The organism is Xanthomonas sp. JL1 (assembly GCF_038405005.1).
In genome coordinates this window covers 19,814-42,299 of the sequence record NZ_JBBYGR010000044.1, presented here as the reverse complement: position 1 = coordinate 42,299, position 22,486 = coordinate 19,814, and the positions used below count along the sequence as shown (strand labels likewise).

At 64.8% G+C, this 22,486-nt stretch carries 18 protein-coding genes and 4 pseudogenes; 13 read left to right on the top strand and 9 right to left on the bottom strand.

Annotated elements, in window-relative coordinates; genetic code table 11:
• Positions 1-93 precede the first annotated feature (93 nt).
• Positions 94-558 carry a copper chaperone PCu(A)C gene (locus WJW29_RS09895; protein ID WP_011258392.1) on the bottom strand — a complete coding sequence of 155 codons (465 nt, stop codon included), beginning with the start codon at positions 556-558 and terminating at the stop codon, positions 94-96.
• A 23-nt stretch (positions 559-581) separates the two neighbouring features.
• On the opposite strand from WJW29_RS09895, the gene WJW29_RS09890 reads away from it, so the two are divergent.
• The 5 genes and pseudogenes from WJW29_RS09890 (at position 582) to WJW29_RS09870 (ending at position 4,624) form a co-directional block, all read left to right on the top strand.
• Positions 582-1,352: an enoyl-CoA hydratase/isomerase family protein gene (locus tag WJW29_RS09890; protein WP_011258391.1), complete on the top strand. Its 771-nt coding sequence runs from the start codon at positions 582-584 to the stop codon at positions 1,350-1,352.
• A 70-nt stretch (positions 1,353-1,422) separates the two neighbouring features.
• Positions 1,423-2,328, top strand: coding sequence for an acyl-CoA thioesterase II (gene tesB / locus WJW29_RS09885; protein ID WP_041182047.1), 906 nt, complete (start codon positions 1,423-1,425; stop codon positions 2,326-2,328).
• 227 nt (positions 2,329-2,555) lie between these two features.
• Entirely contained in the window at positions 2,556-3,059 is a 504-nt protein-coding gene (locus WJW29_RS09880) for a hypothetical protein (RefSeq protein ID WP_011408089.1), read from the top strand.
• Positions 3,060-3,170: 111 nt separating this feature from the next.
• A pseudogene (locus WJW29_RS09875) lies at positions 3,171-3,831 on the top strand (sigma-70 family RNA polymerase sigma factor).
• Positions 3,832-4,138: 307 nt separating this feature from the next.
• Positions 4,139-4,624 (top strand): hypothetical protein, encoded by a 486-nt coding sequence (locus WJW29_RS09870; RefSeq protein ID WP_011258387.1) that lies wholly within the window; start codon positions 4,139-4,141, stop codon positions 4,622-4,624.
• 133 nt (positions 4,625-4,757) lie between these two features.
• Here the strand turns inward: WJW29_RS09870 and WJW29_RS09865 are convergent, their stop codons facing one another.
• A complete protein-coding gene (locus WJW29_RS09865; RefSeq protein WP_011258386.1) occupies positions 4,758-5,339 on the bottom strand; it encodes an EF-hand domain-containing protein in 582 nt (193 codons plus the stop codon).
• 60 nt (positions 5,340-5,399) lie between these two features.
• On the opposite strand from WJW29_RS09865, the gene WJW29_RS09860 reads away from it, so the two are divergent.
• Both WJW29_RS09860 and WJW29_RS09855 read left to right on the top strand, forming a co-directional pair.
• Positions 5,400-6,314 (top strand): arginyltransferase, encoded by a 915-nt coding sequence (locus WJW29_RS09860; protein WP_041182045.1) that lies wholly within the window; start codon positions 5,400-5,402, stop codon positions 6,312-6,314.
• Complete coding sequence (locus WJW29_RS09855) at positions 6,268-7,599, top strand: endonuclease/exonuclease/phosphatase family protein (protein WP_041182044.1); 1,332 nt, start codon at positions 6,268-6,270, stop codon at positions 7,597-7,599. The genes WJW29_RS09860 and WJW29_RS09855 overlap by 47 nt, the downstream gene beginning before the upstream one ends.
• Before the next feature lie 6 nt (positions 7,600-7,605).
• Here WJW29_RS09855 and WJW29_RS09850 read toward each other — a convergent pair.
• Both WJW29_RS09850 and WJW29_RS09845 read right to left on the bottom strand, forming a co-directional pair.
• Positions 7,606-7,818, bottom strand: a pseudogene (locus WJW29_RS09850) (transposase); the annotation flags it as partial.
• 85 nt (positions 7,819-7,903) lie between these two features.
• Positions 7,904-9,505, bottom strand: a complete 1,602-nt coding sequence (locus WJW29_RS09845; protein WP_011258382.1) for a membrane protein — start codon at positions 9,503-9,505, stop codon at positions 7,904-7,906.
• Positions 9,506-9,950: 445 nt separating this feature from the next.
• Here WJW29_RS09845 and WJW29_RS09840 point away from each other — a divergent pair, with 445 nt between their 5' ends.
• A complete protein-coding gene (locus tag WJW29_RS09840; RefSeq protein ID WP_027703287.1) occupies positions 9,951-11,027 on the top strand; it encodes an aldose 1-epimerase family protein in 1,077 nt (358 codons plus the stop codon).
• A gap of 95 nt (positions 11,028-11,122) precedes the next feature.
• Here the strand turns inward: WJW29_RS09840 and WJW29_RS09835 are convergent, their stop codons facing one another.
• Entirely contained in the window at positions 11,123-11,596 is a 474-nt protein-coding gene (locus WJW29_RS09835) for a DUF3574 domain-containing protein (protein WP_011408082.1), read from the bottom strand.
• A 235-nt stretch (positions 11,597-11,831) separates the two neighbouring features.
• Between WJW29_RS09835 and WJW29_RS09830 the strand changes: the two genes are divergently transcribed.
• The 5 genes and pseudogenes from WJW29_RS09830 (at position 11,832) to otsA (ending at position 19,529) form a co-directional block, all read left to right on the top strand.
• On the top strand, positions 11,832-14,267 hold the full coding sequence (locus WJW29_RS09830) for a TonB-dependent receptor (RefSeq protein ID WP_011408081.1): 2,436 nt from the start codon (positions 11,832-11,834) through the stop codon (positions 14,265-14,267).
• Positions 14,268-14,735: 468 nt separating this feature from the next.
• Positions 14,736-15,358, top strand: a pseudogene (gene xopY / locus WJW29_RS09825) (type III secretion system effector XopY).
• Between the two features lie 225 nt (positions 15,359-15,583).
• Complete coding sequence (otsB, locus tag WJW29_RS09820; RefSeq protein ID WP_041182043.1) at positions 15,584-16,342, top strand: trehalose-phosphatase; 759 nt, start codon at positions 15,584-15,586, stop codon at positions 16,340-16,342.
• A gap of 44 nt (positions 16,343-16,386) precedes the next feature.
• Entirely contained in the window at positions 16,387-18,165 is a 1,779-nt protein-coding gene (locus tag WJW29_RS09815; protein ID WP_011408078.1) for a glycoside hydrolase family 15 protein, read from the top strand.
• Positions 18,162-19,529: an alpha,alpha-trehalose-phosphate synthase (UDP-forming) gene (gene otsA / locus WJW29_RS09810; protein WP_011258376.1), complete on the top strand. Its 1,368-nt coding sequence runs from the start codon at positions 18,162-18,164 to the stop codon at positions 19,527-19,529. Before WJW29_RS09815 ends, otsA begins: the two co-directional genes overlap by 4 nt.
• A gap of 224 nt (positions 19,530-19,753) precedes the next feature.
• Here otsA and WJW29_RS09805 read toward each other — a convergent pair.
• The 4 genes and pseudogenes from WJW29_RS09805 to rluD form a co-directional block, all read right to left on the bottom strand.
• A pseudogene (locus WJW29_RS09805) lies at positions 19,754-20,147 on the bottom strand (thiol-disulfide oxidoreductase DCC family protein).
• Positions 20,134-20,658 (bottom strand): DUF4166 domain-containing protein, encoded by a 525-nt coding sequence (locus tag WJW29_RS09800; RefSeq protein WP_027703285.1) that lies wholly within the window; start codon positions 20,656-20,658, stop codon positions 20,134-20,136. Before WJW29_RS09800 ends, WJW29_RS09805 begins: the two are co-directional and overlap by 14 nt.
• 2 nt (positions 20,659-20,660) lie before the next feature.
• Positions 20,661-21,467: a peptidoglycan editing factor PgeF gene (gene pgeF, locus WJW29_RS09795; protein ID WP_011258372.1), complete on the bottom strand. Its 807-nt coding sequence runs from the start codon at positions 21,465-21,467 to the stop codon at positions 20,661-20,663.
• Positions 21,468-21,474: 7 nt separating this feature from the next.
• Positions 21,475-22,470 carry a 23S rRNA pseudouridine(1911/1915/1917) synthase RluD gene (rluD, locus tag WJW29_RS09790; protein WP_011408077.1) on the bottom strand — a complete coding sequence of 332 codons (996 nt, stop codon included), beginning with the start codon at positions 22,468-22,470 and terminating at the stop codon, positions 21,475-21,477.
• Positions 22,471-22,486: the final 16 nt, after the last annotated feature.

Genomic DNA, 22,486 nt, shown 5'->3' with positions numbered 1-22,486 from the left:
GAGGCTCTTCAACCTTGAAAACGGACGGCGGCGCTTTCGGGAGCCGCCGTTTTTGGTTGCGCGCGGGTGTATTGCGCGACAGCCAAACAACCATCAAGACCCAGGTGCGCGCTTGCGTGCTTCCAACATGGCCTTGATTTCGCGACCGTCCTGCAAGCTAAAGCTCACCGGCACCTGTGCGCCCTCCTGCAGCGGCGCAGTCGCATCCATCAACATCAGATGCAGCCCGCCCGGCGCCAGCGGTACCGACTTGCCGGCCGGCAATGCCAGCTCCGGCACCGCACGCATGCGGCTGACGCCATTGGTCTGCGTGGTTTCGTGCAATGAGACATCGGCAAACACGCTGCTCTTGGCAGCAGTGACCTTCAGCGGCTGCGCACAGCCGTTATGAAATTGCCCGAAACCGGCCGCCATGCCCCCGGGCGGCGGGATGCGGATCCAGCCATTTTTGAATTCGGGCAGGCATTGCGCCGACACGCCCGCACTTGCCACCAGCGCCAATGCCGCAAGCAACCTGCCAGCACACCTAACCCGCCTGCTTCGACTGCCGTCTATCATGATCAGACCTCCAGGAGCCCCGAATGAGCATCCAGATCTTAGACCATGGCCGTCTTCGCGAGATCCGTCTGGCGCGTCCGCCGGTCAATGCGCTGGACAGTGCGTTGTGCCAGGCGCTGAGCGTTGCGGTGCAGCAGGCGGGCGAGGAGGTCGATGGCATCGTGCTGTCGGGCAGCGAGCGGATTTTTTCCGGCGGCATGGATGTACCGCATCTGCTCGCGCACGGCACCGACCGCGCCGCGCTACTGGCCAGTTGGACCGCGTTCTTCGAGGCCGCGCAGGCACTGGCCAACAGCCGCGTGCCGGTGGTGGCGGCGATCGGCGGGCATGCGCCGGCCGGCGGCTGCGTGCTGGCGCTGTGCTGCGACTACCGGGTGATGGCGCGCAGCGCTGACACCGCCAAACCCTATGCGATCGGCCTGAACGAAGTGCAGGTGGGCCTGGCCGCGCCGGAAGGCATCCAGCGACTGTTGCGCCGCGTGGTCGGTGCGCACCGCGCCGAGCGCCTGTTGATCGCCGGGCAACTGCTGCCGGCCGAACAGGCAGTCAAGATCGGCCTGGTGGATGAGTTGGTCGACGGCGAGTTGGTCACCGCGCGTGCGCTGGCCTGGCTGCAGGAACTGCAACAGCTGCCGCGCCAGCCGATGCTGACCACGCGTGCGATTGCACGCGCGGACCTGCGCGCGGCGCTGGCACCGGAGTTGATCCAGTTGGAGCGCTTCGTCGATGGCTGGTACGCGCCGGATGCGCAGACCGCGCTGCATGGCCTGGTGGCGCGCCTGCAGAAGGCCTGAGCCCCGCCGTCGCGGCGCCCATTGGGCGGCCCGGTATACTCGCGGTCTGTCGCATTCCCAGGCCAGCCCCTTGTCCGCCACCGCCGAACCCGTCGTCTGCGAACTGATCAGCCTGCTGTCGCTGGAGCGTCTGGAGGACAATCTGTTTCGCGGCCAGAGCCGCGATATCGGCACCAAATACGTGTTCGGTGGGCAGGTGCTGGGCCAGGCGTTATCTGCTGCGCAGGCGACGGTCGAAAACGGCCGTCAGGCGCATTCGCTGCACGCGTATTTCCTGCGTGTCGGCAATATCGATCACCCCATTGTCTACGACGTCGACCGCACCCGCGATGGCGGCAGCTTCTCGGTGCGCCGGGTCACGGCGATCCAGCACGGCAAAGTGATCTTTTTCTGTGCGGCCTCGTTTCAGGAGCACGAAGACGGTGCGGAGCATCAATCGGCGATGCCGGTGGTGCCCCCGCCGGAAGACATCGAACCCGCCGCCCCGCTGACACCGGAAGTGTTGGCCAAGCTGCCGGCCAAGGTGCAGCGCTGGCTGTCGCGCGGCGGCCCGTTCGAGTTTCGCCATGTGTTTCCGCGCGACGAACTCAAGCCCCCCAAGCGCGCGCCGTTTCAGCAGATGTGGCTGCGCTTGAACAATCCCATCGGCGACGATGTGGGCTTGCATCGAGCCCTGCTGGCGTACGCCTCGGATTTCCAGTTGCTGGGCACTTCGACATTTCCGCACGGCATCAGCTATTACACGCCGAACGTGCAGATGGCCTCGCTCGATCACGCACTGTGGTTCCATCGCCCGTTCCGCACCGACGACTGGCTGTTGTATTCGCTCGACAGCCCCACCGCGCAAGGCGCGCGCGGCCTGGCGCGCGGGCAGTTTTTCACCCGCGACGGCGTGCTGGTGGCCAGCACCACGCAGGAAGGTTTGATCCGGGTGGTACCCGACGGCAGCGCGATTGCCGTGCCGGCCAAGGAGTAGGCCTCCAAGCGCGACAGTGCCGCACGCTGTTCGATTGCCCGTTCGCACGCGGGCAGCGCTGAAGATAGCCGAGCATTTGTCGGAGCGCAGTGCAGGCGCGGCAAGCTGGCATCCTTGCCCGCCCCGCGTACGCGGTCACCTGACTGCACCACCCGCATCCTGATGTTTCATCTTGAACCGGCGCCGCAGTGGCGCCATCTGTTCCGGACCCAACGGCGTTTTGCACCATGCGCAAGATCTTCAGCAGTCAACGTATCGAAACCGCCGAAGGCGTGGCCAATCTCTTGCGCGATGCGGGCATCGAGATCCGCCTCAGCAATGGCCGCTCCTACCAGAGCAAGCGCGGTGGCCAGTTCAGCTACCTGGAACAGAGCAACGCCCAGGCGCAGCCCACCGTCTGGATCGTGCATGCCAACGACCAGCCGCGTGCGCGCGATCTGCTGCGTGACGCCCGCCTGCTGGACACCACCCGCCGCGATCTGCCGAATGTGGAATACACCTTCCGCGAAGGCGAGAACGGCTCCAGCTCCAGCGCGCGCAGCTGGGCCTGGCGCATCCGCCTGGTGTTGCTGCTGGTGATCGGCGCCGTTGCCATGGTGGTGGTGATGCGCCATCGCAGCGCGCCAGCACCGGCGGCACAAGCGGCATCGCAGCAAGCGTCGACCCAAGATGCCGCTCAACCGGCAGCAGAAGACGAAGAAATGCGTGTGCGGATCCAGCCGGCGCGCTGAGCACCGCTAGCCGCGCGACCAGCCGGTGGGGCGACGGGCGGCACCCTCATCATCGCGGTCACATCCATTGCCGGCATGCGTCATGCTGGCAACAGGACAGGGAGCGCGCCGATGAATGCCGACACGCTGGATCTGATGTTGCAACGCGACCTGCCCAGCGCCGCAGCTGGCTGCCAGCAGGTTGATGGGCGCAGCGCACTTGCATACCAGAACACGGTGCCCCCGATGTCGCTGGCGATCACCCGCGACATCGCAGCCAGCGAAGACATCGCCCAGGAGGCCTTCCTGCGTGCCTGGCAGCGGCTGGCGCAGCTGCATCAGCCGGCCAGCTGCCTGCCCTGGCTTCGGCAGACCACCCGCAACCTTGCGCGCGACTGGCTGCGCGCCAACCGCCATCGTGCGCGCAGCGGTGAGGCGGCCGAGCTTGCCATCGCGATGGCAGCTGATCCGGCGCCCTCGCGCGCCGACCAATTGCTGCAGGTGGAAGAAGAAATCGCCGCACTCGACATCATGTCTGCATTGCCGGAAGGAGGCAGGCGCGCGGGCATCGGTTCTGCCGCTGTGCGCAGGCATGGCGGTGCTCAACTCTCAATCCCTGCGCATACGGCCACGCATCATGCGCCCCATGCTCGAGCGCGATGCGCGCAGACGCGGCGCCACCCGGGCACCGCTGTTGTACCGCTGCATGTTCAGTCCGGGCGCGATGATGGTGAGCACAGCGGCCGTCATTCTGCCGATCGCGCAGCACGACATGCGGTTGGGGATGCTTTGAGGGCCGGCGGAGGTCACCGCTGTAGCGGCAGTTGCAAACTCTTCCCGGACGATGACATCCGGGTGCAGATCCACCTGCGCTAGGGCAACACCGGCTATGCGTGACGCAGGCTTGGCGACATCGCCGTCGACTACGCGCACTGAAGCACGCTCCGGCACGGCCTGCCAGCATGCAACGGTGAACGCCGCGAGCAACAACGTCGCATGATCGATCCGAAGTGATGCGTTCGTATCCGACGTCAGAAGCCACCGGGTAGCGGCCGCGCTGTTATAGTCGGTGAGAATTCAACAAAACCCGGAGTCATGACGTGAAGGCAAGTCTCTTCACCAGTCTGCTGATGGTGGCCAGCATGAGCGCGCATGCGGACGGACTGACGACATCCCACGATGGCAAGACGCTGTCGGTGAGTTTCGGAACGCCGACCTTCAAGCAGGTGCTCCACTACAACAAGATGTACGAGAAGAAACCGTTCCCCGATGCGGAAATCTATTATTTCAGCAACGGCGTGTACAAGCTCATTTCGCAAGGCGAAAACCATTACGGCGTCTATGTTCTGCAGGGTGCGTTCGACGACCAGAACTACACGATCCGTTTCATCTCCCTGCCCTCGGAAGACTGGGGCAACAAGACCGCCTTCCATCAGCTGACCTTCGTGCGCGGCGAAACGCAGAATGTCTTTATCCAGAACGCGATCGTCGACACCGGCGAAGCGATCGCGCAGCAGAACGGAACCTACACACTGGAGAAAAACACCGTGTCCAATCCGATTCCTACGTCGTGGAAGCACGACTGAGCGTTGCACCTGCGCCCAGCGTCTGGCGCAAACGCAAGCGCCCTCCCGCCAGGCGAGAGGGCGCTGTCGATCCGCTCCTTGTTACGTACTGCAAACAGCTGGGTGAACCACGAGCGCCGCGGTCAGCGAGACCTTAGCGATTGGTCGCAGGTGCGTCCGCTGGCGCCGGCTTGCCATGGTCGCCGCGTCCCTCCATCCCACCCGTTCCGTGCGCGCCACGCCACGTGGACGCAACATCGAACTCGGCCTTGCTCAGCTTGCCGTCCTTGTCGGTATCGGCCTTGGCGAACCATGCATCGCGATGCTGCTGCATGCGCAGCTCACGATCGGCGCGGTCGATGAAGCCGTCCTTGTTCAGATCCATCTGGTCGAAACGCGCGGCGAACTTCGGGTCGGCCTTGGCTTCTGCGCGGCTGATACGGCCGTCCTTGTTGGTATCGAGCTTGGCCATCCATTCGCCACGTCCGCCGCGACGATGGTGCGGGCGCTCGTCGCGCGACAGCTTGCCGTCCTTGTTGGTGTCCAGCGTGTCGAACTGCGCGGCCCGTGCCGGAACGGCAGCAGCTTCGCTGCGGTCGATCACGCCATCGCCGTTCTTGTCGAGTTTGGCAGGACGCGGCGCATCGCCGGAAGCCGGCACGGTGGCGGCGAACGCGGCGCCGGTGGACAGCACGGCCAGCATGGCCAGGGCGAGGAAAGGTTTGCGTGACGTCATGAGACACTCCTGAGAGATAAGAACCACACGCGAGAGATAAGAACCACACGCGGAACCTGCATGGGCCGCATCGCGTGGGTGGTGCGTGCGGATCGTCCGTGCGCTGCCACCAACACCCACATCAACGAGCCACCAAGGCGCGCGTTGACGTCCGGGCCGGGCGTATTCATCCGACGGACAGTCGCCGCTGCTGCGACGCGCAGGCGCTATCCTTCGGCCATGGCCATCCATGCCGACACCCATGACGACCTGCGCCTGTTCCAGACCGGCGAGCATGCCTGCGGCTATTGGTCCGACCGGCGAGCGCGCGACCTGGTGCTGGATCCGCACGATCCGCGCCTGGGTGCGATTTATCCGCAAGCGCTGGCCTGGGGCTTCCGTCGCTCCGGCGATCTGGTCTACCGGCCGCACTGCGAACGGTGCCGCGCCTGTGTACCGGTACGCATCGCGGTGGATGCGTTTCATCCCGATCGCAGCCAACGCCGGTGCCTGACGCGCAACCAGGATCTGGTCGTGCGCGTGGTAGCTGCCGAGCGCACCGACGAACAACTCGCGCTCTATCGCCAATACCTCAAGTACCGGCATCCCGGTGGCGGCATGGACGAGCATGGCGCCACCGAATTCGACCAGTTCCTGATCGGCGGTTGGTCGCACGGGCGCTTTCTGGAGATCCGCGAACCGGCCATCGCGCACCTGCCCGGCCGGCTGCTGGCTGTCGCGGTGACCGATGTCACCGAGCATGCGCTGTCGGCGATCTACACGTTCTACGCGCCCGAAGCGGCTGCACGCAGCCTGGGCACGTTCGCGATCCTTCAGCAAATCCAGTGGGCGCAGCGCGAGCGGCGCGCGCATGTATATCTGGGTTACTGGATCGAAGGCCACGCGAAGATGAACTACAAACGCCGTTTCAGTGCACTGGAAGCCTACGATGGCCGCCACTGGTGCGACTTGCCCGCCCACCCATCGGGCACTTGAAACACCGGAGTGCGACATCGGCGTGTCGCATCCCGCATGCGAGAATTCCGCGATGATCAAACCTCTCCTGCTGCTCGCGCTGACCGCCTTGTGCGCGGCCTGCGCCCACCGCGCACCGTCGCCCATGACCCACTCCGACACCCTTGCCGCCAGGCCCGCAGCGGCAACGCTGCGCATCGCCACCTACAACACCTCGCTGTATTCGGACGAGGCCGGCGGCCTGATCCGCGAGTTGCAGGGCGATAGCGTGCATGCGCGCAAGATCGCTGCGGTACTGCAGCGCGTGCGCCCGGATCTGGTGCTGCTCAACGAGTTCGACTTCGACCCGGAGCACCGCGCTGCCGATCTGTTCCAACAACGTTATCTGCTGGTGGCCCAACCGGGTGGTGGCGAGGCGTTGCGGTATCCATACCGCTATCTGGCACCGGTCAATACCGGCGTGCCGAGCGGTCTGGATCTGGACAACAACGGCAGCATCGGTGGCGAAGGGCGCGCGCGTGGCAACGATGCCTGGGGCTACGGGCTGCATCCTGGCCAGTACGGCATGCTGGTGTTGTCGCGCTACCCGATCGATGTGCAGGCAGTGCGTAGTTTCCAACTGCTGAAGTGGAGCGCGCTACCCGGTGCACTGCGACCGATCGATCCGGCCAGCAAGACGTCGTACTACAGCAATGCCATCTGGGCACAGCTACGCCTGTCGTCCAAATCGCATTGGGATGTGCCGGTGCGCACCCCGCTGGGTGTAGTGCATGCGCTGGTGTCGCACCCCACCCCGCCGGTGTTCGATGGTGCCGAGAAACGCAACGCCGCGCGCAACCATGACGAACTGCAGCTGTGGCGCGCGTATCTGGACAACGCACCCGAAAGCCAACGCTGGCTCTGCGACGACAAAGGCAACTGCGGTGGTCTGGATAGCGATGCACGCTTCGTCATCCTGGGCGATCTGAACAACGACCCAGTCGATGGCGCCGGCCGCCATGCTGCGATCCGCGCCCTGATCAACCACCCGCGCGTCCTTCAATACCCCACCCCGCGCAGCGAGGGCGGCCCGGAAAAAACCGCCGAATACGCCGCACTGGGCATCGCCCACAGCGGCGACCCGCATCAGGTCACCGGCGACTTCGGCCCGCAGGCCGGCACCATGCGCCTGGACTACGTGCTGCCGTCGCACCAGTTCACCCTGATCGGCAGCGGTATTTTCTGGCCAGCCAGCAGCGCGCCGGAAGCGGCGATCGCCGATGGCAGCGACCATCATGCGGTGTGGGTGGATGTGGCTGGCAACTAGGGCCTGTTAACACATCCGAAGCCCATCAACGGTGAGCACAAAGCTGAGGAATCCAGGGAACATGACGTCCAGCTTCTCGAAGCGTGTGAAAATCCGGCGGTAGCCCTTCAGGCGGCGGAACAGTCGCTCCACTTCGTTGCGTCGCTTGTACATTTCCCAGTCGTACTCTCAGGGACCGACCCGATTGGACTTGGGTGGGACCACCGGCACGAAGCCAAGCAGTCGAACGACGCCGACCATGCCGCGCTGGCGCTGAGCAACAACGCGCTACCCACAATGCACTGCGCAACACGCGAACGATAGGTCACTGCAGTGCCTCCTTACGTGCCGACAGTAGCGACAACAGCAGCAAGGTCGCCGCCAGCGCAACATAGGCACCGACGAACTGCCAGCTGATCACGCGCGCCAGACCTTGCAGCGACCACGGCAGATAGATGCCGCCACGCGGGTCCACCGAATGGATCAAACCGAACAAGGTCAGCCCCGCAGCCACCAGCAGGCACACCGCACCGCGCCGCAGCCGGCCATCGATCATCGCTGCCACCGTGGCAATCCACAGCATCGCGGTGATGATGAAGCCGTTGCCCAGCGCGAAGATCACTGCCAGCTCCGGCAGCCCGTGGCCGTCGACCTTGGTGGTCAGCGCCACCAGCTGATCCGGCGCGATCCAGCCCGGTGCCTTGATGGTCAACAGGTACGCCACCGACGGCAGAAAGCCCAGCACCATCGCGCCGGCGTGCTGTTTCGGCGTGGCCTGGAATGCCTGCGTGGTGATGTCGATCGAGACGTACACGATGATGGGCGCCAGCACTGCCAGCGGTAGCCATTGCACCAGCCCGCTGATCACCCCAAGCATGCCGCCGATACCGATAAACACCCCCGTCAGCAGCGTGTAACCGGAGCGCGCGCCCATGTGCTTGTACGCGGGCTGGCCGATGTAGGGCGTGGTCTGCGCCACGCCGCCGCAGACGCCGGCCACCAGCGTGGCCAAGGCTTCCACCAGCAGGATGTCGCGGGTGCGGTAATCGTCGCCGGCCGCGCGCGCGCTTTCGCTGACGTTGATGCCGCCCACCACCATCAATACGCCGAACGGCAGCAGCAACGGCAAGTACGCCACCGTGGCCGGCAGGCCGTCGATGAAGCCGAGGTTCGGCAACGGCAGCACGATCTGCGGCGGGTTCCACGCCGGCACGGCGAAACCGGGCGCGCCCAGTCCCGCCAAGGCGAGCCCGTAGTACAGCGCGGTGCCGATCAAAAACGCCACCAGCACGCCGGGCAATTTCGTCGGCAGGCGGCCCTTGGCCAGCAGCACATACAGCAGCAGACCCAGGGTGACGAAACCGGCGACCGGCGAGCGTAGCGTTTCCAGCAGCGGCAACAAGCCCATCAACACCAGCGCGATGCCGGCGATGGAACCGAGCAAGGCCGCACGCGGTAGTGCACGCGTCACCGCTTCGCCCACGAACGACAGCACCAGCTTGAGCAGGCCAATCACCACCAGTGCGGCCATGCCGAGTTTCCAGGTGGCGATCGCGGCGGCTTGCGGGTCCAGCCCCTGCGCTTTGAAACCGGCAAATGCCGGGCCGAGCACCAGCAGCGCCATGCCGATGCTGGTGGGCGCATCCAGGCCCAGCGGCATGGCGGTGACATCGTCGCGCCCGGTGCGTGCAGCAAGTCGCCGCGCCATCAGGGTGTACAGCAGGTTGCCCACCAGCACGCCGAATGCGGTGCCCGGGAACATGCGCCCGAAGACCACCTCGGCCGGGAACTGGAAGATGCCGACCAAGGCCATCGCGATAAAGCCGAGGATAGACAGATTGTCGACCACCAGGCCAAAGAAGCCATTGAGATCGCCAGCGACGAACCAGCGCGGCGAGGCCGCAGGACGCGAAGAAGGAGCCGACATGAGAACCAGGAAGCGTGAGGGTCGGCCGATGGTAGCTGCTGCACTGCAGTGGCGACAGCGGCGCGACCGGTAACATAGCGAAGCAACTCCTAGACGCCGGAACTGCATTGCCCCAGCAAGGATGGCGGCGTCCACTGTCGACGTACTCTCGGTGCGATGGCAGAGCAAAAGTGACGCACGTTCTTCGGCATACGAAAGCAACGCTCCATCAGCGTAGCAATGCGCCTAAGCGCAGTAAGCGCAATCCCGAAATCTATACTCTGGCGACATTGAGGTGTTCGCCGCTCTTGTCCATCCTGAATCAGGAGTTAACGTGCTAAGTGTACGCCTGCTTGTCGCCTGCGCTGCCATCGCAGCTGCGCTGCCTGCCCATGCCGTGGAGTTCACCCTCATCTCTCCGGAAACGCCAGCTCGCGACTGGAGCATCGAGAGTACACAGCTTAACATGCGCGACGGTCCACCCTTCAAGGTGCGGCTGCGCCGGCTCAGCGGCGGCCGGCAGGAGGGCAGCATGCTCGTCGAAATCGATACCGGCGCCATGCAACTGACCGTCGTGCCAACCCGCGGTATGAACGTGCTGCGCGCCCAGGCAGGCAGCGTCCGGCTGGGTTGGGATTCTCCGGTGAGCGAGGTGGTCAATCCTGCCTTCGTCAACTTGGAAAGCCGCAGCGGACTGGGCTGGCTGGAAGGATTCAACGAGTTCGTGGCGCGCTGCGGGTTCGAGTGGGTCGGCCACCCTGGCAAGGACGGTGGCGAACTACTCACCCTGCATGGGCGAGCGTCCTATCTGCCCGCCCGCACAGTGGTGCTCAGCATTGATGATCGCTCGCCGCACCGGATCACCCTCACAGGCATGCTGAGCGAGGCCGCCTTCAAGAAGGTCGACTTTCGGATCGACACGGCGCTGACCACCGAACCCGGCGCCACCGCATTCACCCTGCACGATCGCCTGACCAATCAGGGGGACCACCCCATGGAATACCAGGCGCTCTACCACAGCAACGTAGGTTCAACGCTGCTCGAACAAGGTGCACGCGTGACGCTACCGGTACGCGAGGTCTCGCCATTCAATTCGCGAGCGCAGCAGGAATTGGAGGATTGGCAGACCTTTCGTGGCCCGACTTCCGGATATGGCGAAACGGTCTACAACATCTACCCCATCGGCGATGGCAAGGGGCAGAGCCTAGCAGTGCTGCATGACGCAGGCGCTCGGCACGGCATAGAGTTGGACTTCAGCCTCACCCAATTGCCAGTGTTCTCGCTCTGGAAGAACACCGATAGCCGCACCACGGGCTACGTCGCGGGCTTGGAGCCAGGCACTAGTTTTTCCTACAACCGCAGCCTGCAGCGCGACCTTGGCCTGGTCCCCACCATCGAAGCGGGCGGCACGCGCGACTTCGTCCTCCAGTATCGTCTGCTTGCCACACCCGCCGCCGTACAGACGGCGCTGAAGAAGGTTCAGACACTGCAAGCTCGCCAGTTGCCCAAGGTCCGGCAGACTCCGCTGGCGGATGAGCCCTGACCCGGCACGTAGCGGGTCGCTCCACGTGTCAATGGATCCGCGTAGTACGCGACAAGCACGGCGCGGTGGTCGCCTGCAACTGTGCCGAGTCGCGCTCAGAACGACACCTCCACCGCCTGCCGCGACCACAGCACCGACTGGTGCCCGGTGGCCTGCTTCCAGGCCAGCCGGATCGCCTCGATGTCGTTGCGCCGTTGCGGGGTGTCTTCGTGCAGGATCACCAGCACCTTGGTGCCCAGGCGGTTCGGTTCCTTGGCGCCGCGGAACAACCATTGGCCGTAGGCGTCGAACACAGTCAGACCATCCGGAAAGCGCGGGGTCACTTCCTTGTCCAGAAACGCGCGCCACTGGGTTTCATCGATGGTGCGGGTCTGCGGGCGGTCGGCCGGGCCGGATTCTTCGCCCACGCCGAAATACAACTCGCTGCGCACCCAACCGCGCGCCGCCGCTGGCCGCGCGGCGTCGCCTTGCAGGCTGGCGGTAGTCGAGCTCGGCACGCCGCCGGGGGTTGTGGCGCAGGCAGACAGGGCCAACGTGGCGGCAAGCAGGCAGGACGGCAACAACTTCATCGACTTCTCCACGACAGGTCTGGGGGCAGGAACGGGACTCGAGGGCAGGCTCATGCAAGGCGAATATCAGCTCATGCGGGAGCACCCGAACTGTGCCATCTCGCGTCGGCCTTAACAACACGATAATCTCTCTGCCATGCGGATGCATGTTGAAAATCCGCCCCCTTGCGCCCAGCCCGGCCGGATGCCGACCGCGTGGCGCGTCTCGTTCGCAGTTGACAGGAGAGAGAACAGCATGACCCGTCCCACCCTTTCGATGATTGGCCTGGCCGTCGCCGCCGCGCTCAGCGCCCAAGCGCAAGCCCAACAGGCCGATACGGCCTCCAACACCCTGGACACCGTAATCGTCACCGGCACCCGGGCCAGCGGCCGCACCGTGCTGGAATCGACCGTGCCGGTGGACGTGCTCACCGCCGAAGACATCCGCAAGGCCGGTGTGGTCAACGGCGAGCTTGGCAGCGCGCTGCAGGCGCTGCTGCCGTCCTTCAACTTCCCGCATCAATCCAACTCTGGCGGCGGCGACCATATCCGCGCCGCGCAGCTGCGCGGGCTCTCGCCCGATCAAGTGCTGGTGCTGGTCAACGGCAAGCGCCGCCACACCTCGTCACTGGTCAATATCGACAGCAAGATCGGCAAGGGCACCACGCCGGTGGATTTCAATTCCATCCCGATCAACGCGATCAAGCGCATCGAAGTGCTGCGCGACGGTGCCGGCGCGCAGTACGGCTCGGATGCGGTTGCCGGCGTCATCAACGTCATCCTGGACGACAACCCCGAGAGCGGCGAACTGGAAGCAAGCTTCGGCGCCTACAACACCGATGTCGCGCCGATCAATCGCCGCATCACCGATGGCCAGACCAGCTACGCCAGCGCCAAGGTCGGCACGCTGCTGGGCGACGACGGCGGCTTCTTCAAGGTGGGCCTGGAACTGAAGAATCGCGAAGCCACCAACCGCGCCGGCTTCGACCAGATTCCGCCGTTCGAAGAGCAGACCCCGGCCAATCTGGCGCTCAAGGGGCAGCGCAATTACGTGCTCGGCGATGGGGCCACCAAGGGCCTGAATGCCTGGCTCAATACCAAAATTCCGTTCAGCGCCAGCGGCGAGTTCTACGCGTTCGGCACCTACGACCAGCGCGATTCCGAAGGTGCCAATTACTTCCGTTACCCAGACAGCAGCGCCAACTGGCGCGAGATCTACCCCAACGGCTACCGCCCGATTTCCGAAGGCGAAAATCGCGACCTGCAGATCGTGGCCGGCGCGCGCGGGCAATGGGGCAACTGGGATTACGATGCCAGCCTCAACTATGGCCGCAACGACTTCACCTACCGGCTGCGCAATTCGCTCAATGCATCGCTCGGCCCAGGCAGCACCACGCGCTTCAAGACCGGCGATTTCGCCTTCGCGCAAACCGTGGGCAATTTCGATCTGACCCGAGTGTTCGACGCCGTTGGTGCCACGCACACCTTCGGCACCGGCGCCGAATTCCGCCGCGAGCAGTACCGCACCCATGCCGGCGACCCGGCCAGCTACGCGGCCGGCCCGTTCACCGACCGCCCCACCGGATCGCAGGCCGGCGGTGGGCTCACCCCGCAGGACGAAGCCGACCTGTCGCGCAATGTGGCCAGCGCCTACGCAAACGTATCAAGCCAGTTCGGCGACAAGTTCTCCACAGATCTGGCCGGCCGCTACGAGCATTACCAGGACTTCGGCAGCCAGTGGACCGGCAAGCTGGCCGCACGTTACGCGTTCGCCCCGGCCTTTGCGCTGCGTGGCGCCATCTCCAACAACGTGCGTGCGCCCTCGCTCAGCCAGATCGGTTACGAAGCAACCTCCACCGGTTACGACGCCGACGGTCGCCTGACCCAGGGCCGCTTGCTGTCGGTCAACAATCCCATCGCGCGTGGACTGGGCGCCACCGATCTGACACCGGAAAAGTCGGTCAATTACAGCCTCGGTTTCACCAGCAAGCTGGGCGATCACTTCGACCTGTCGCTGGACTTTTTCCAAATCGATATCGACGACCGCATCGCGCTGTCCGAAAACATCACCGGCGACGCGCTCACCAACTTCGTCCAGCAGAACTTCGGCGTCACCGGCGTGCAGAGCGCCAGCTATTTCCTCAATGCTGCCAACACCCGCACCCGTGGCGCCGAGCTGGTCGCCAACTGGCGCCAGCACACCTTCGGCGGCGACCTGCTGCTGACCGGCACCTACAGCTACGCCAAGACCGAACTGAAAGACATCATCGCCACCCCGTCGCAGTTGCTCGCGTTGGATCCGGAGTACGTGCTGTTCGGCGTGGAAGAAAGCAACACGCTCACCGGCGCCGCGCCGCGCACGCGTGCAGCGCTCGCCGCCAACTGGAGCAATCAGCACTGGAATCTGCAGACGCGCGTCAACCGCTACGGCAGCGCCACCCGCGTGTTCGATTTCGGCGGCGGCTTCGCACCGCACCAGACCTACGGTGCCGAATGGCAGCTGGATCTGGAAGCCGAATACCACCTGGACACGCAGTGGACGTTGGCCATCGGCGGTCAGAACATCCTGGACAACTACCCGGACCGCTCCATCGACGACATCGCCTACTTCGGCAACCTGCCCTACGACGTGCTCTCGCCGATCGGCAGCAACGGCGCGTACTGGTATGGCCGAGTACGCTACAGCTTCTGATCGCACGCCGAGGCGGCGACACCTGTAGCGCCGAACGCATCAGCAGCGATGCGAGGCGAGGCGACTGGCGAACGAGCGTAGCCAAGGTAAGGCACCGTGATGGCACGGTGCCGGCACAACCGCGCTGTCGAAAGACCAGAGCACTTCCAGCCGATCTCCGTTTTTCGCCTATTGCGCAGCGCGTTCGCAAAGCGAACCCTCCCGCCTCAGGCAACGCGACATCCTTCTCGCCCTGAAGCTCATGGAGCGGTTATGCGCCCTGTCCAGCCCAATCCCGCCTACTCCTCGCGCGCATTGCACGCGGACGAGGCAACGCCCCACGCAGTGTCGCCAGCGTCCGAGGAATACCGCACCGTCTCTGAGCCCGCCCTTGGCCGCGCGCCATCCCGACCTGCCGCGACCAATCTGCCCGGGGGGGTCCGGCGCCACCGCAATACGCAAGGCCCGGGACTCTCGCCGCTGGGGCTTATGAAGCGCTATGGGGATCAGACGCAAGGCCACGATGGCGACAGCAGCGTGTTGCCCAGGCCCACTGCCGCAGAGATGCTTCGCGGGATCCAGCAGATGGATCGGCACAGAAGCAATCTGGACGAACTGTGCCAATTCGTCGAGCACCTTACGCTTGTGCCCTCCCACGACGGAACCACCTTGGATTGCGACCCGACCACGGCACCGCCTTCCAGCACAGCGGAGGCACTGCGCCTGTTCGATTTGAACAGCAGAACCCCGGTCCCCTTGGACACGCTGGGGACACTGGTGGAGGGCTTCGGTTTCGGCAGACCGAACGAAACCTCGCAGGCCGCACCTGCAGCACCGTCGGAGAACTCGGACCCCTCGCGCCTGCTCCGGGCGATCCGCGAGAAAGACCCGCTACTGGGGGAACGCTTGGCATCCCTTGTGGAGAGGAGGGAAGACACACCGCCCCCCCCCCCACGACGGTCGCGTCGGACAATCCGGATATTGCGGCCATGCTCCAGCTTATTCGCGAAACAAATCCGCAATTGGGCGACCAGCTGGCTGCGCTATGCGAGCGAGAGACGGCGAGCGGAATAACAACCGTGCCCACTGGCAGTCGGTCTTCCGGCGGCTGAGCTAACGCGCGCCCCCCGGATGCCCCCTCTTTCGGGCGCACTTGCTCCAAGACGCAGCGATCTGCGAACGCGCCGCCGCGTCATCCCGCACGCGCACTGGCCAGCTCCGGGTGGCTTTCATTGGCGCGCGTAGCGCAGGTGTCGTTGCTTGGCATTGCTTCTACAGCCAAACGCTGCGCTAGCCGCTCTACCTGACGCTAACGACCGCTGCGTCACCATGTGCCCATGGCAGACGCGCCCCCACCCCTACCGTCGCCGCCATTGCTGGACGATGCCTGTGCATTGTTTCTGGACGTGGACGGCACCCTTATCGACTTTGCCCACAGCCCGGAGGCAGTACGCCTACTGCCCAAGGTGCGCGAGGCCATCGGCCTGCTGAACGAGCGCCTCAATGGCGCCGTCGCACTGGTCAGCGGCCGGCCACTCGCCCAGTTGGATGCCCTGTTCGCCCCGTTACTGCTGCCGGCCGCCGGCCTGCACGGGCATGAACTGCGCAGCGTTGTCGCTGCACGTGCAGCCATGCCGCAAGACACCTCCGAGTGGCTGCATGGTCTGCATCAACGTGCTGCGGCACTCACGCATCGACATCCGGGTGTGCTGGTCGAAGACAAGGGCCTCAGCGTGGCACTGCACTGGCGCGCGCAGCCGCAGGCCGGCCCTGAAGTGCTCGCGTTCGCGCAACAGGAAATCGCACAGCTTTCCGGTTATCGGCTGCAGCCTGGCGATCACGTGGTCGAATTCGTTCCCGCAGGCAGCAACAAGGGCCTGGCCGTCGAGCAACTGATGCAGCACGGCGCCTTCATGGGCCGCACGCCGGTGTTCGTCGGCGACGATCTCACCGACGAATTCGGCTTCGACGCAGCCAACCGGCTCGGCGGCTGGAGCGTGCTGGTGGGCGATCGTGTACAGACCAGCGCGCGCTTTCGCGTCGATGGCACCGCCGATGTCCACGCGTGGCTGCAGCGCAACGCACGTCGTCGCTGAGCACAGCGCACCTTCTCTCACTTCAACAGGATCGTTTGCACTCCATGACCAAGCCAAACCTGGATCTGGGCGTCATCGGCAACTGTAGCTTTGGTGCATTGGTCGACCGGCAGGCACGTGTGGTGTGGAGTTGCCTGCCGGCATTCGACGGCGACCCCGCCTTTTGCACGCTGCTCTCGCCCAAGACCGAAGGCGGCGACTTCGCCGTGGAACTGGAAGATTTCGTCAGCAGCGAGCAACACTACCTGCCCAATACCGCCGTGCTGCGCACGGTGTTGCGCGATAGCAAAGGCGGCGAGGTGGAAGTCATCGACTTCGCCCCGCGCTGGCGCAACAACGGGCGTTTCTATCGGCCGGTCAGCATCATTCGCCAGATCCGCCCACTGAGCGGCAACCCACGCATCATCGTGCGTGCGCGCCCGCTGGCCGACTGGGGTGGCCGCACGCCGGACACCACCTGGGGCAGCAACCACATCCGGTGGGTGCTGCCGGAATTCACCCTGCGCCTGACCACCGATGTGCCGGTGCGCTTCGTGCGCGATGGTCTGCCGTTCGTGCTCAGTCATTCGGTCAATCTGGTGCTGGGCGTGGACGAATCGCTGACCCGCTCGCTCACCGGCTACGTGCAGGAAGCACAGGAACGCACCGAAGAATACTGGCGCGAATGGGTGCGCTACCTGTCCATTCCGCTGGACTGGCAGGAGGCGGTGATCCGCAGTGCGATCACCCTGAAGTTGTGCCAGTACGAAGACAGCGGCGCGATCATTGCGGCGATGACCACTTCGATTCCGGAAGCGCCGAATACACCACGCAACTGGGATTACCGGTATTGCTGGTTGCGCGATGCCGCCTTCGTGGTGCGTGCACTCAACCGGCTTGGTGCGACCCGCACCATGGAGCAGTTCATCGGCTACATCTTCAACATCGCCACCGCAGACGGCACCATGCAGCCGCTGTACGGCATCGGTTTTGAGTCGCAACTGGAAGAATACGAAGTCGACACCATGGACGGCTACCGCGGCATGGGCCCGGTGCGGCGCGGCAACCTTGCGTGGATCCAGCAGCAGCACGATGTCTACGGCAGCGTGGTGCTGGCGTCCACACAACTGTTCTTCGACCTGCGTCTGAAGGATCAGGGCGATGCGGATACCTTCCGCCGCCTGGAGCCGTTGGGCGAACGCGCTTATGCATTGCATAACGTGCCCGACGCCGGGCTGTGGGAATTCCGCGGCCGCGCTGAAGTGCATACCTATACCGCCGCGATGTGCTGGGCAGCATGCGATCGCTTGTCCAAGATCGCCGACAGCCTCGCGTTGCCGGAACGCACCATCTACTGGCGCGAGCGTGCCAACAACATCCGCGAGCGCGTGTTGAACGAGGCCTGGAGCGACGAACACGGCCATTTCACCGACACGCTCGGTGGCCATCGGCTGGATGCATCGCTGCTGCTGCTGGCCGATATCGGCATCGTGGCCAATGACGACAGCCGCTTCGTGCGCACGGTCGAAGCGGTCGGTCGCGTGCTCAAGCATGGCGATGCGCTGTACCGCTACATCGCACCGGACGACTTCGGCGAGCCGGAAACCAGCTTTACCATCTGCACCTTCTGGTACATCGATGCGCTGGCGTCGATCGGGCGCAAGGATGAGGCACGTGAATTGTTCGAGTGCATCCTTTCGCGCTGCAATCACCTCGGCTTGCTGTCGGAAGATCTATCGTTCGAAGACGGCGAAGCCTGGGGCAATTTCCCTCAGACCTATTCGCATGTTGGCTTGATCATTGCAGCGATGCGCTTGTCGCGGAGCTGGCAGGAGGCGTCATGAGTCGTTTGGTCGTGGTATCCAACCGCGTTGCGGTGCCTGGCGAAAATCGCGCTGGTGGCTTGGCGGTTGGCTTGTTGGCGGCGCTCAAGGAGCGCGGCGGCATGTGGTTCGGCTGGAGCGGCAAGACTGTGCGCGGCGACAGCGGCGGCATGCACGAGCAGACCGAAGGCGACATCACCTTCGTCACCATGGATCTCAACAAGCGCGACATCGACTCGTACTACAACGGCTTCGCCAACCGCACGCTGTGGCCATTGCTGCACTTCCGATTGGACCTGGTCGATTACGACCGCGCCACCCGCGAAGGCTATATGCGCGTCAATCGGCTGTTCGCCGAAAAACTGGCGCCGTTGTTGAAAGACAGCGACACCTTGTGGATCCACGATTACCACATGATCCCGCTGTGCGCGATGCTGCGCGAGTTGGGTGTGGGCTGCAAGATGGGTTTCTTCCTGCACGTGCCGATGCCGTCGGCCGATCTGGTGCAGGCCATGCCCGATCACGCGCGTTTGTTCAACACGTTCTATGCCTACGACCTGGTCGGCTTCCAGACCCAGCGCGATGCAGAACGTTTCAAGGCGTATGTGCGCCTGTTCGGTGGCGGCCGCATTCTGCAAGGCGATCTGGTGGAAGGCCCGGGTGGGCGCCGCTTCACTGCATCCTCGTTCCCGATCGGCATCAATACGGATCTGATTGCCAACCAAGCCAAAGCGTCGGTGGGCAAGCAGGCGGTGCGCGATCTGCGCGAAAGTCTGCGCGGCCGTCAGTTGGCCATCGGTGTGGACCGCCTGGATTATTCCAAGGGATTGCCGGAGCGCTTTCAGGGCTTCGAGCGCTATCTGGAACGGTATCCCGATCAATCCGGCAGCCTGACTTATTTGCAAATTGCACCCGTTTCGCGCGGCGATGTCACCGAATACCGTCAATTGCGCAGCCAGCTCGAACAGATCGCCGGCCACATCAACGGTGGACATGCGGAACCTGATTGGACCCCGCTGCGTTACGTCAACCAGAACTTCAGCCACGCCACCCTGACCGGTTTCTATCGCGCGGCTTCTGTGTGTTTGGTCACGCCGTTACGCGACGGCATGAACCTGGTTGCCAAGGAATTCGTGGCCGCGCAAGACCCGGAAAACCCGGGTGTGCTGGTGTTGTCGCTGTTTGCAGGCGCAGCCGATGAAATGAAGGAAGCGCTGCTGGTCAACCCGCACGACCTTGACGGTGTGGCCGATGCAATTGCGACGGCAGCAAGCATGCCGCTGGTAAGCCGCATCGAACGCTGGCACGCGATGATGGATCACCTGCGCAAGAACAACATCAACCACTGGCGCCAGCGCTATCTAGAAGCGCTCTCCGAGGTCTAGAAGCTCCCTTCTCCCACAGGGACATTGCCCGCGTCATGGGGAGAAGGTGCCCGAGGGACAGATGTGTGCATGCCCGCAAGTGGCCGATGACGCTGCGCGCTTTCCACAGCAAAACGCGTTTCAACATCAAAGCAGCAAGCGGTTGCCAAGTGCGATCGAAACCGCCGTGCCTGCAAAGGTATGAAGCATCGGACGTCGACCGTGTTCGGTTGCAGTCGACACGGTTACGAGTTGGGCCAGCGATAGCGGTTACGCGCGATGAGGCGATACCCGATATCGCGTAAGCCACGCGGAATCATGCACAACACCGCCGCAAACCGCCGCAAACCGCCACAGGCCGCCCAAGCCCGCCAGCACGCGTACGAGGGCATCGCTATCGCTCCATGCGCCACTGTGGTTCACCAGCAGGAACGACAACGGGTCGTCCGGGTCCAGACCATGCTGCTGCAACAGCGCACGCCCGGCCTGGCCCTGCATGGCCGCAAAGCGATAGCGCGCACGCCGATCGTGCCGCAGCAGAAACTTGACCCAGCCGTTGCACAGCAGGCACACGCCATCGAAGACGATGGTGGCGGGCGCAGCATGCGGCGTATTGAGCGATTGATCAGTTCGGTTCAAGCCAGCCCTCATAGCGAATGAACGGCCCTACCAGCGGCAAGTGCACGTCGACCAGGAATCCGTAACGGTCGCTATCGGCGTGTTCGCGGCAACGCACCTGCCGGAACCAGCGCGCAGGCAATGGAATCCATCCGAACGCCCACACGCGTGTGGCCTGCCAGTACAGCGATTGCGCATCGGCCTGCAACGAAAATTCGAAACGCACTGCGCCCAGGTGTTCGCGCAAGCGATTGCCATCGCGCCATAGCCGCGAATGCATCGGTATGCCGCCAAAGCGCCGATGCCAGCGCTCGCCGTGCGCATCGGCCAGAAATTCCACTTCCACCGCCACCTCGCCGCTATGCGGCAGGCGGCTCAGCAATGCCAGCAACGGCACCAACGCATGTCCACCACGCTGGATCTGTGCGCGCCCGGCAAAGGTCTGCCGCTGCTGCACCGAGTGCAACGCCCGCACCGGCGCGGGCAATTGCACGAACGCCTCAGGCCCCAGCACCTGGGCGAACAGCGGGATGCTCACCGGGCGATCCAGGCCAGCGTGGCCATGCGTCCACTGCGGCGATCGCGACGGTGCGAGAAGAAGCGCTGCGGATCGGAAATGGTGCACAACCCGCCGCCATGCACGGCGTTGGCCGGCACACCCGCCTGCTGCAGCCGCTGGCGTGCCAGCGCATACAGATCCACCCGCCAGTGCCCTGGACGCGTGGCGACAAACGCGTGTTGCGCCTGCGCATCGTGCGCAACGAAGGCATCGAAGACGTCTTGGCCAATTTCATACACCTGCGGCCCCGCCGCCGGACCCAGCCAGGCCATCAGCTGCTGCGGTGGCGTTCGCATCGCGGCGACGCTGCGCTCCAGCACGCCATCGGCCAGCCCGCGCCAACCGGCATGCACGGCGGCCACTTCGCTGCCATCGACGGCAGCGAACACGACCGGCAGACAATCGGCGGTGAGGATCGCCAGCACCACGCCAGGCACCGACGTCACTGCAGCATCGGCCACCGGTTCATCCGCGCCTGGTGGCAGATTGTCTGCACCGTCGGTTGGCCCGGGCACAGCTGGCGGCGCCTCTACCCGTACCACGTCCACGCCGTGCACCTGCCGCAGCCAGTGCGGCGTGCTCGGCAAGACCAACGCCTCGGCCAGTACCGCCCGGTTGCGCTCCACCCGCTCGGGCGCATCGCCCTCGGCGCTGGTGCGGTTGCCCAGGTTGAGCGTGTCGAACGGCGGCAGCGAGCCGCCCAGACCATGCCGCAGCGTGGTCAGCGCGCGGATGCGCGGCGGCGCCGGCCAGTGCGCCGGCAGGATGAAGGACGCGGCCATGGCTACCTCAGTGGCGTGCCAACTCGGCGGCGCGTGCGCTGTCTTCGCGCAGCGCGGTCATCAGGCGCTGCAGATCGGCCGGCACCGGCGCGCTGGCGCGGACCGGCTCGCCGCTGACCGGATGCAGGAATTGCAGCGTTTCGGCATGCAGCGCCTGGCGCTTGAAGGTGCGCAGTTCGTGCACCAGCTCGTCGGTGGCGCCCTTGGGCAGCTTGAGCGCGCCGCCGTACAGCGGGTCGCCGACGATCGGCGATTTCAGGTGCGCCATGTGCACGCGGATCTGATGGGTACGCCCGGTTTCCAGGCGGCACTCCAGCGCGGTGTGGGCGCGGAAGCGCTCGCGCAGGCGGTAATGCGTGACTGCATCGCGACCGTCGTCGCGCACCGCCATCTTCAGGCGGTCGCGCGGGTGACGGTCGATTGGGGCATTGGCAGTGCCGCCGGAGACCAGCGCCCCCACCACCACCGCCAGGTACTGGCGATGCACATCGCGCGCGGACAGCTGCTCCACCAGCGCGGTTTGCGCCTGTACGGTGCGCGCCAACACCATCACGCCACTGGTGTCCTTGTCCAGGCGATGCACCACGCCAGCGCGCGGCACCGATGCCAGCGCAGGGTCGCGAAACAGCAGCGCATTGACCAGGGTGCCGTCCGGATTGCCGGCGCCTGGATGCACCACCAGGCCGGCCGGCTTGTCGATCACCAACACCTGCTCGTCTTCGTACAGCACGCTCAGCGGGATGTCCTGCGGCGCGGCATGGGTCTGGGTCTCCAGCACCACTTGCACCTGCACGCTCTCGCCGCCGCGCAAGGTGTCGCGCGGGCGCGCCATGGCGCCGTCCAGCAGGGCGTCGCCGGACTTGATCCACTCCGACAGTCGCGAGCGCGAGAATTCGGGGAACAACTCGGCCAGCACCGCGTCGAAACGGCGTCCGGCGGCGTTGTCGGGCACGATCGCCTGGCGGATGGACGGGTCGAGGGGGTCGGCAGATGGGTCGGACATGGACACGGGCACTCAG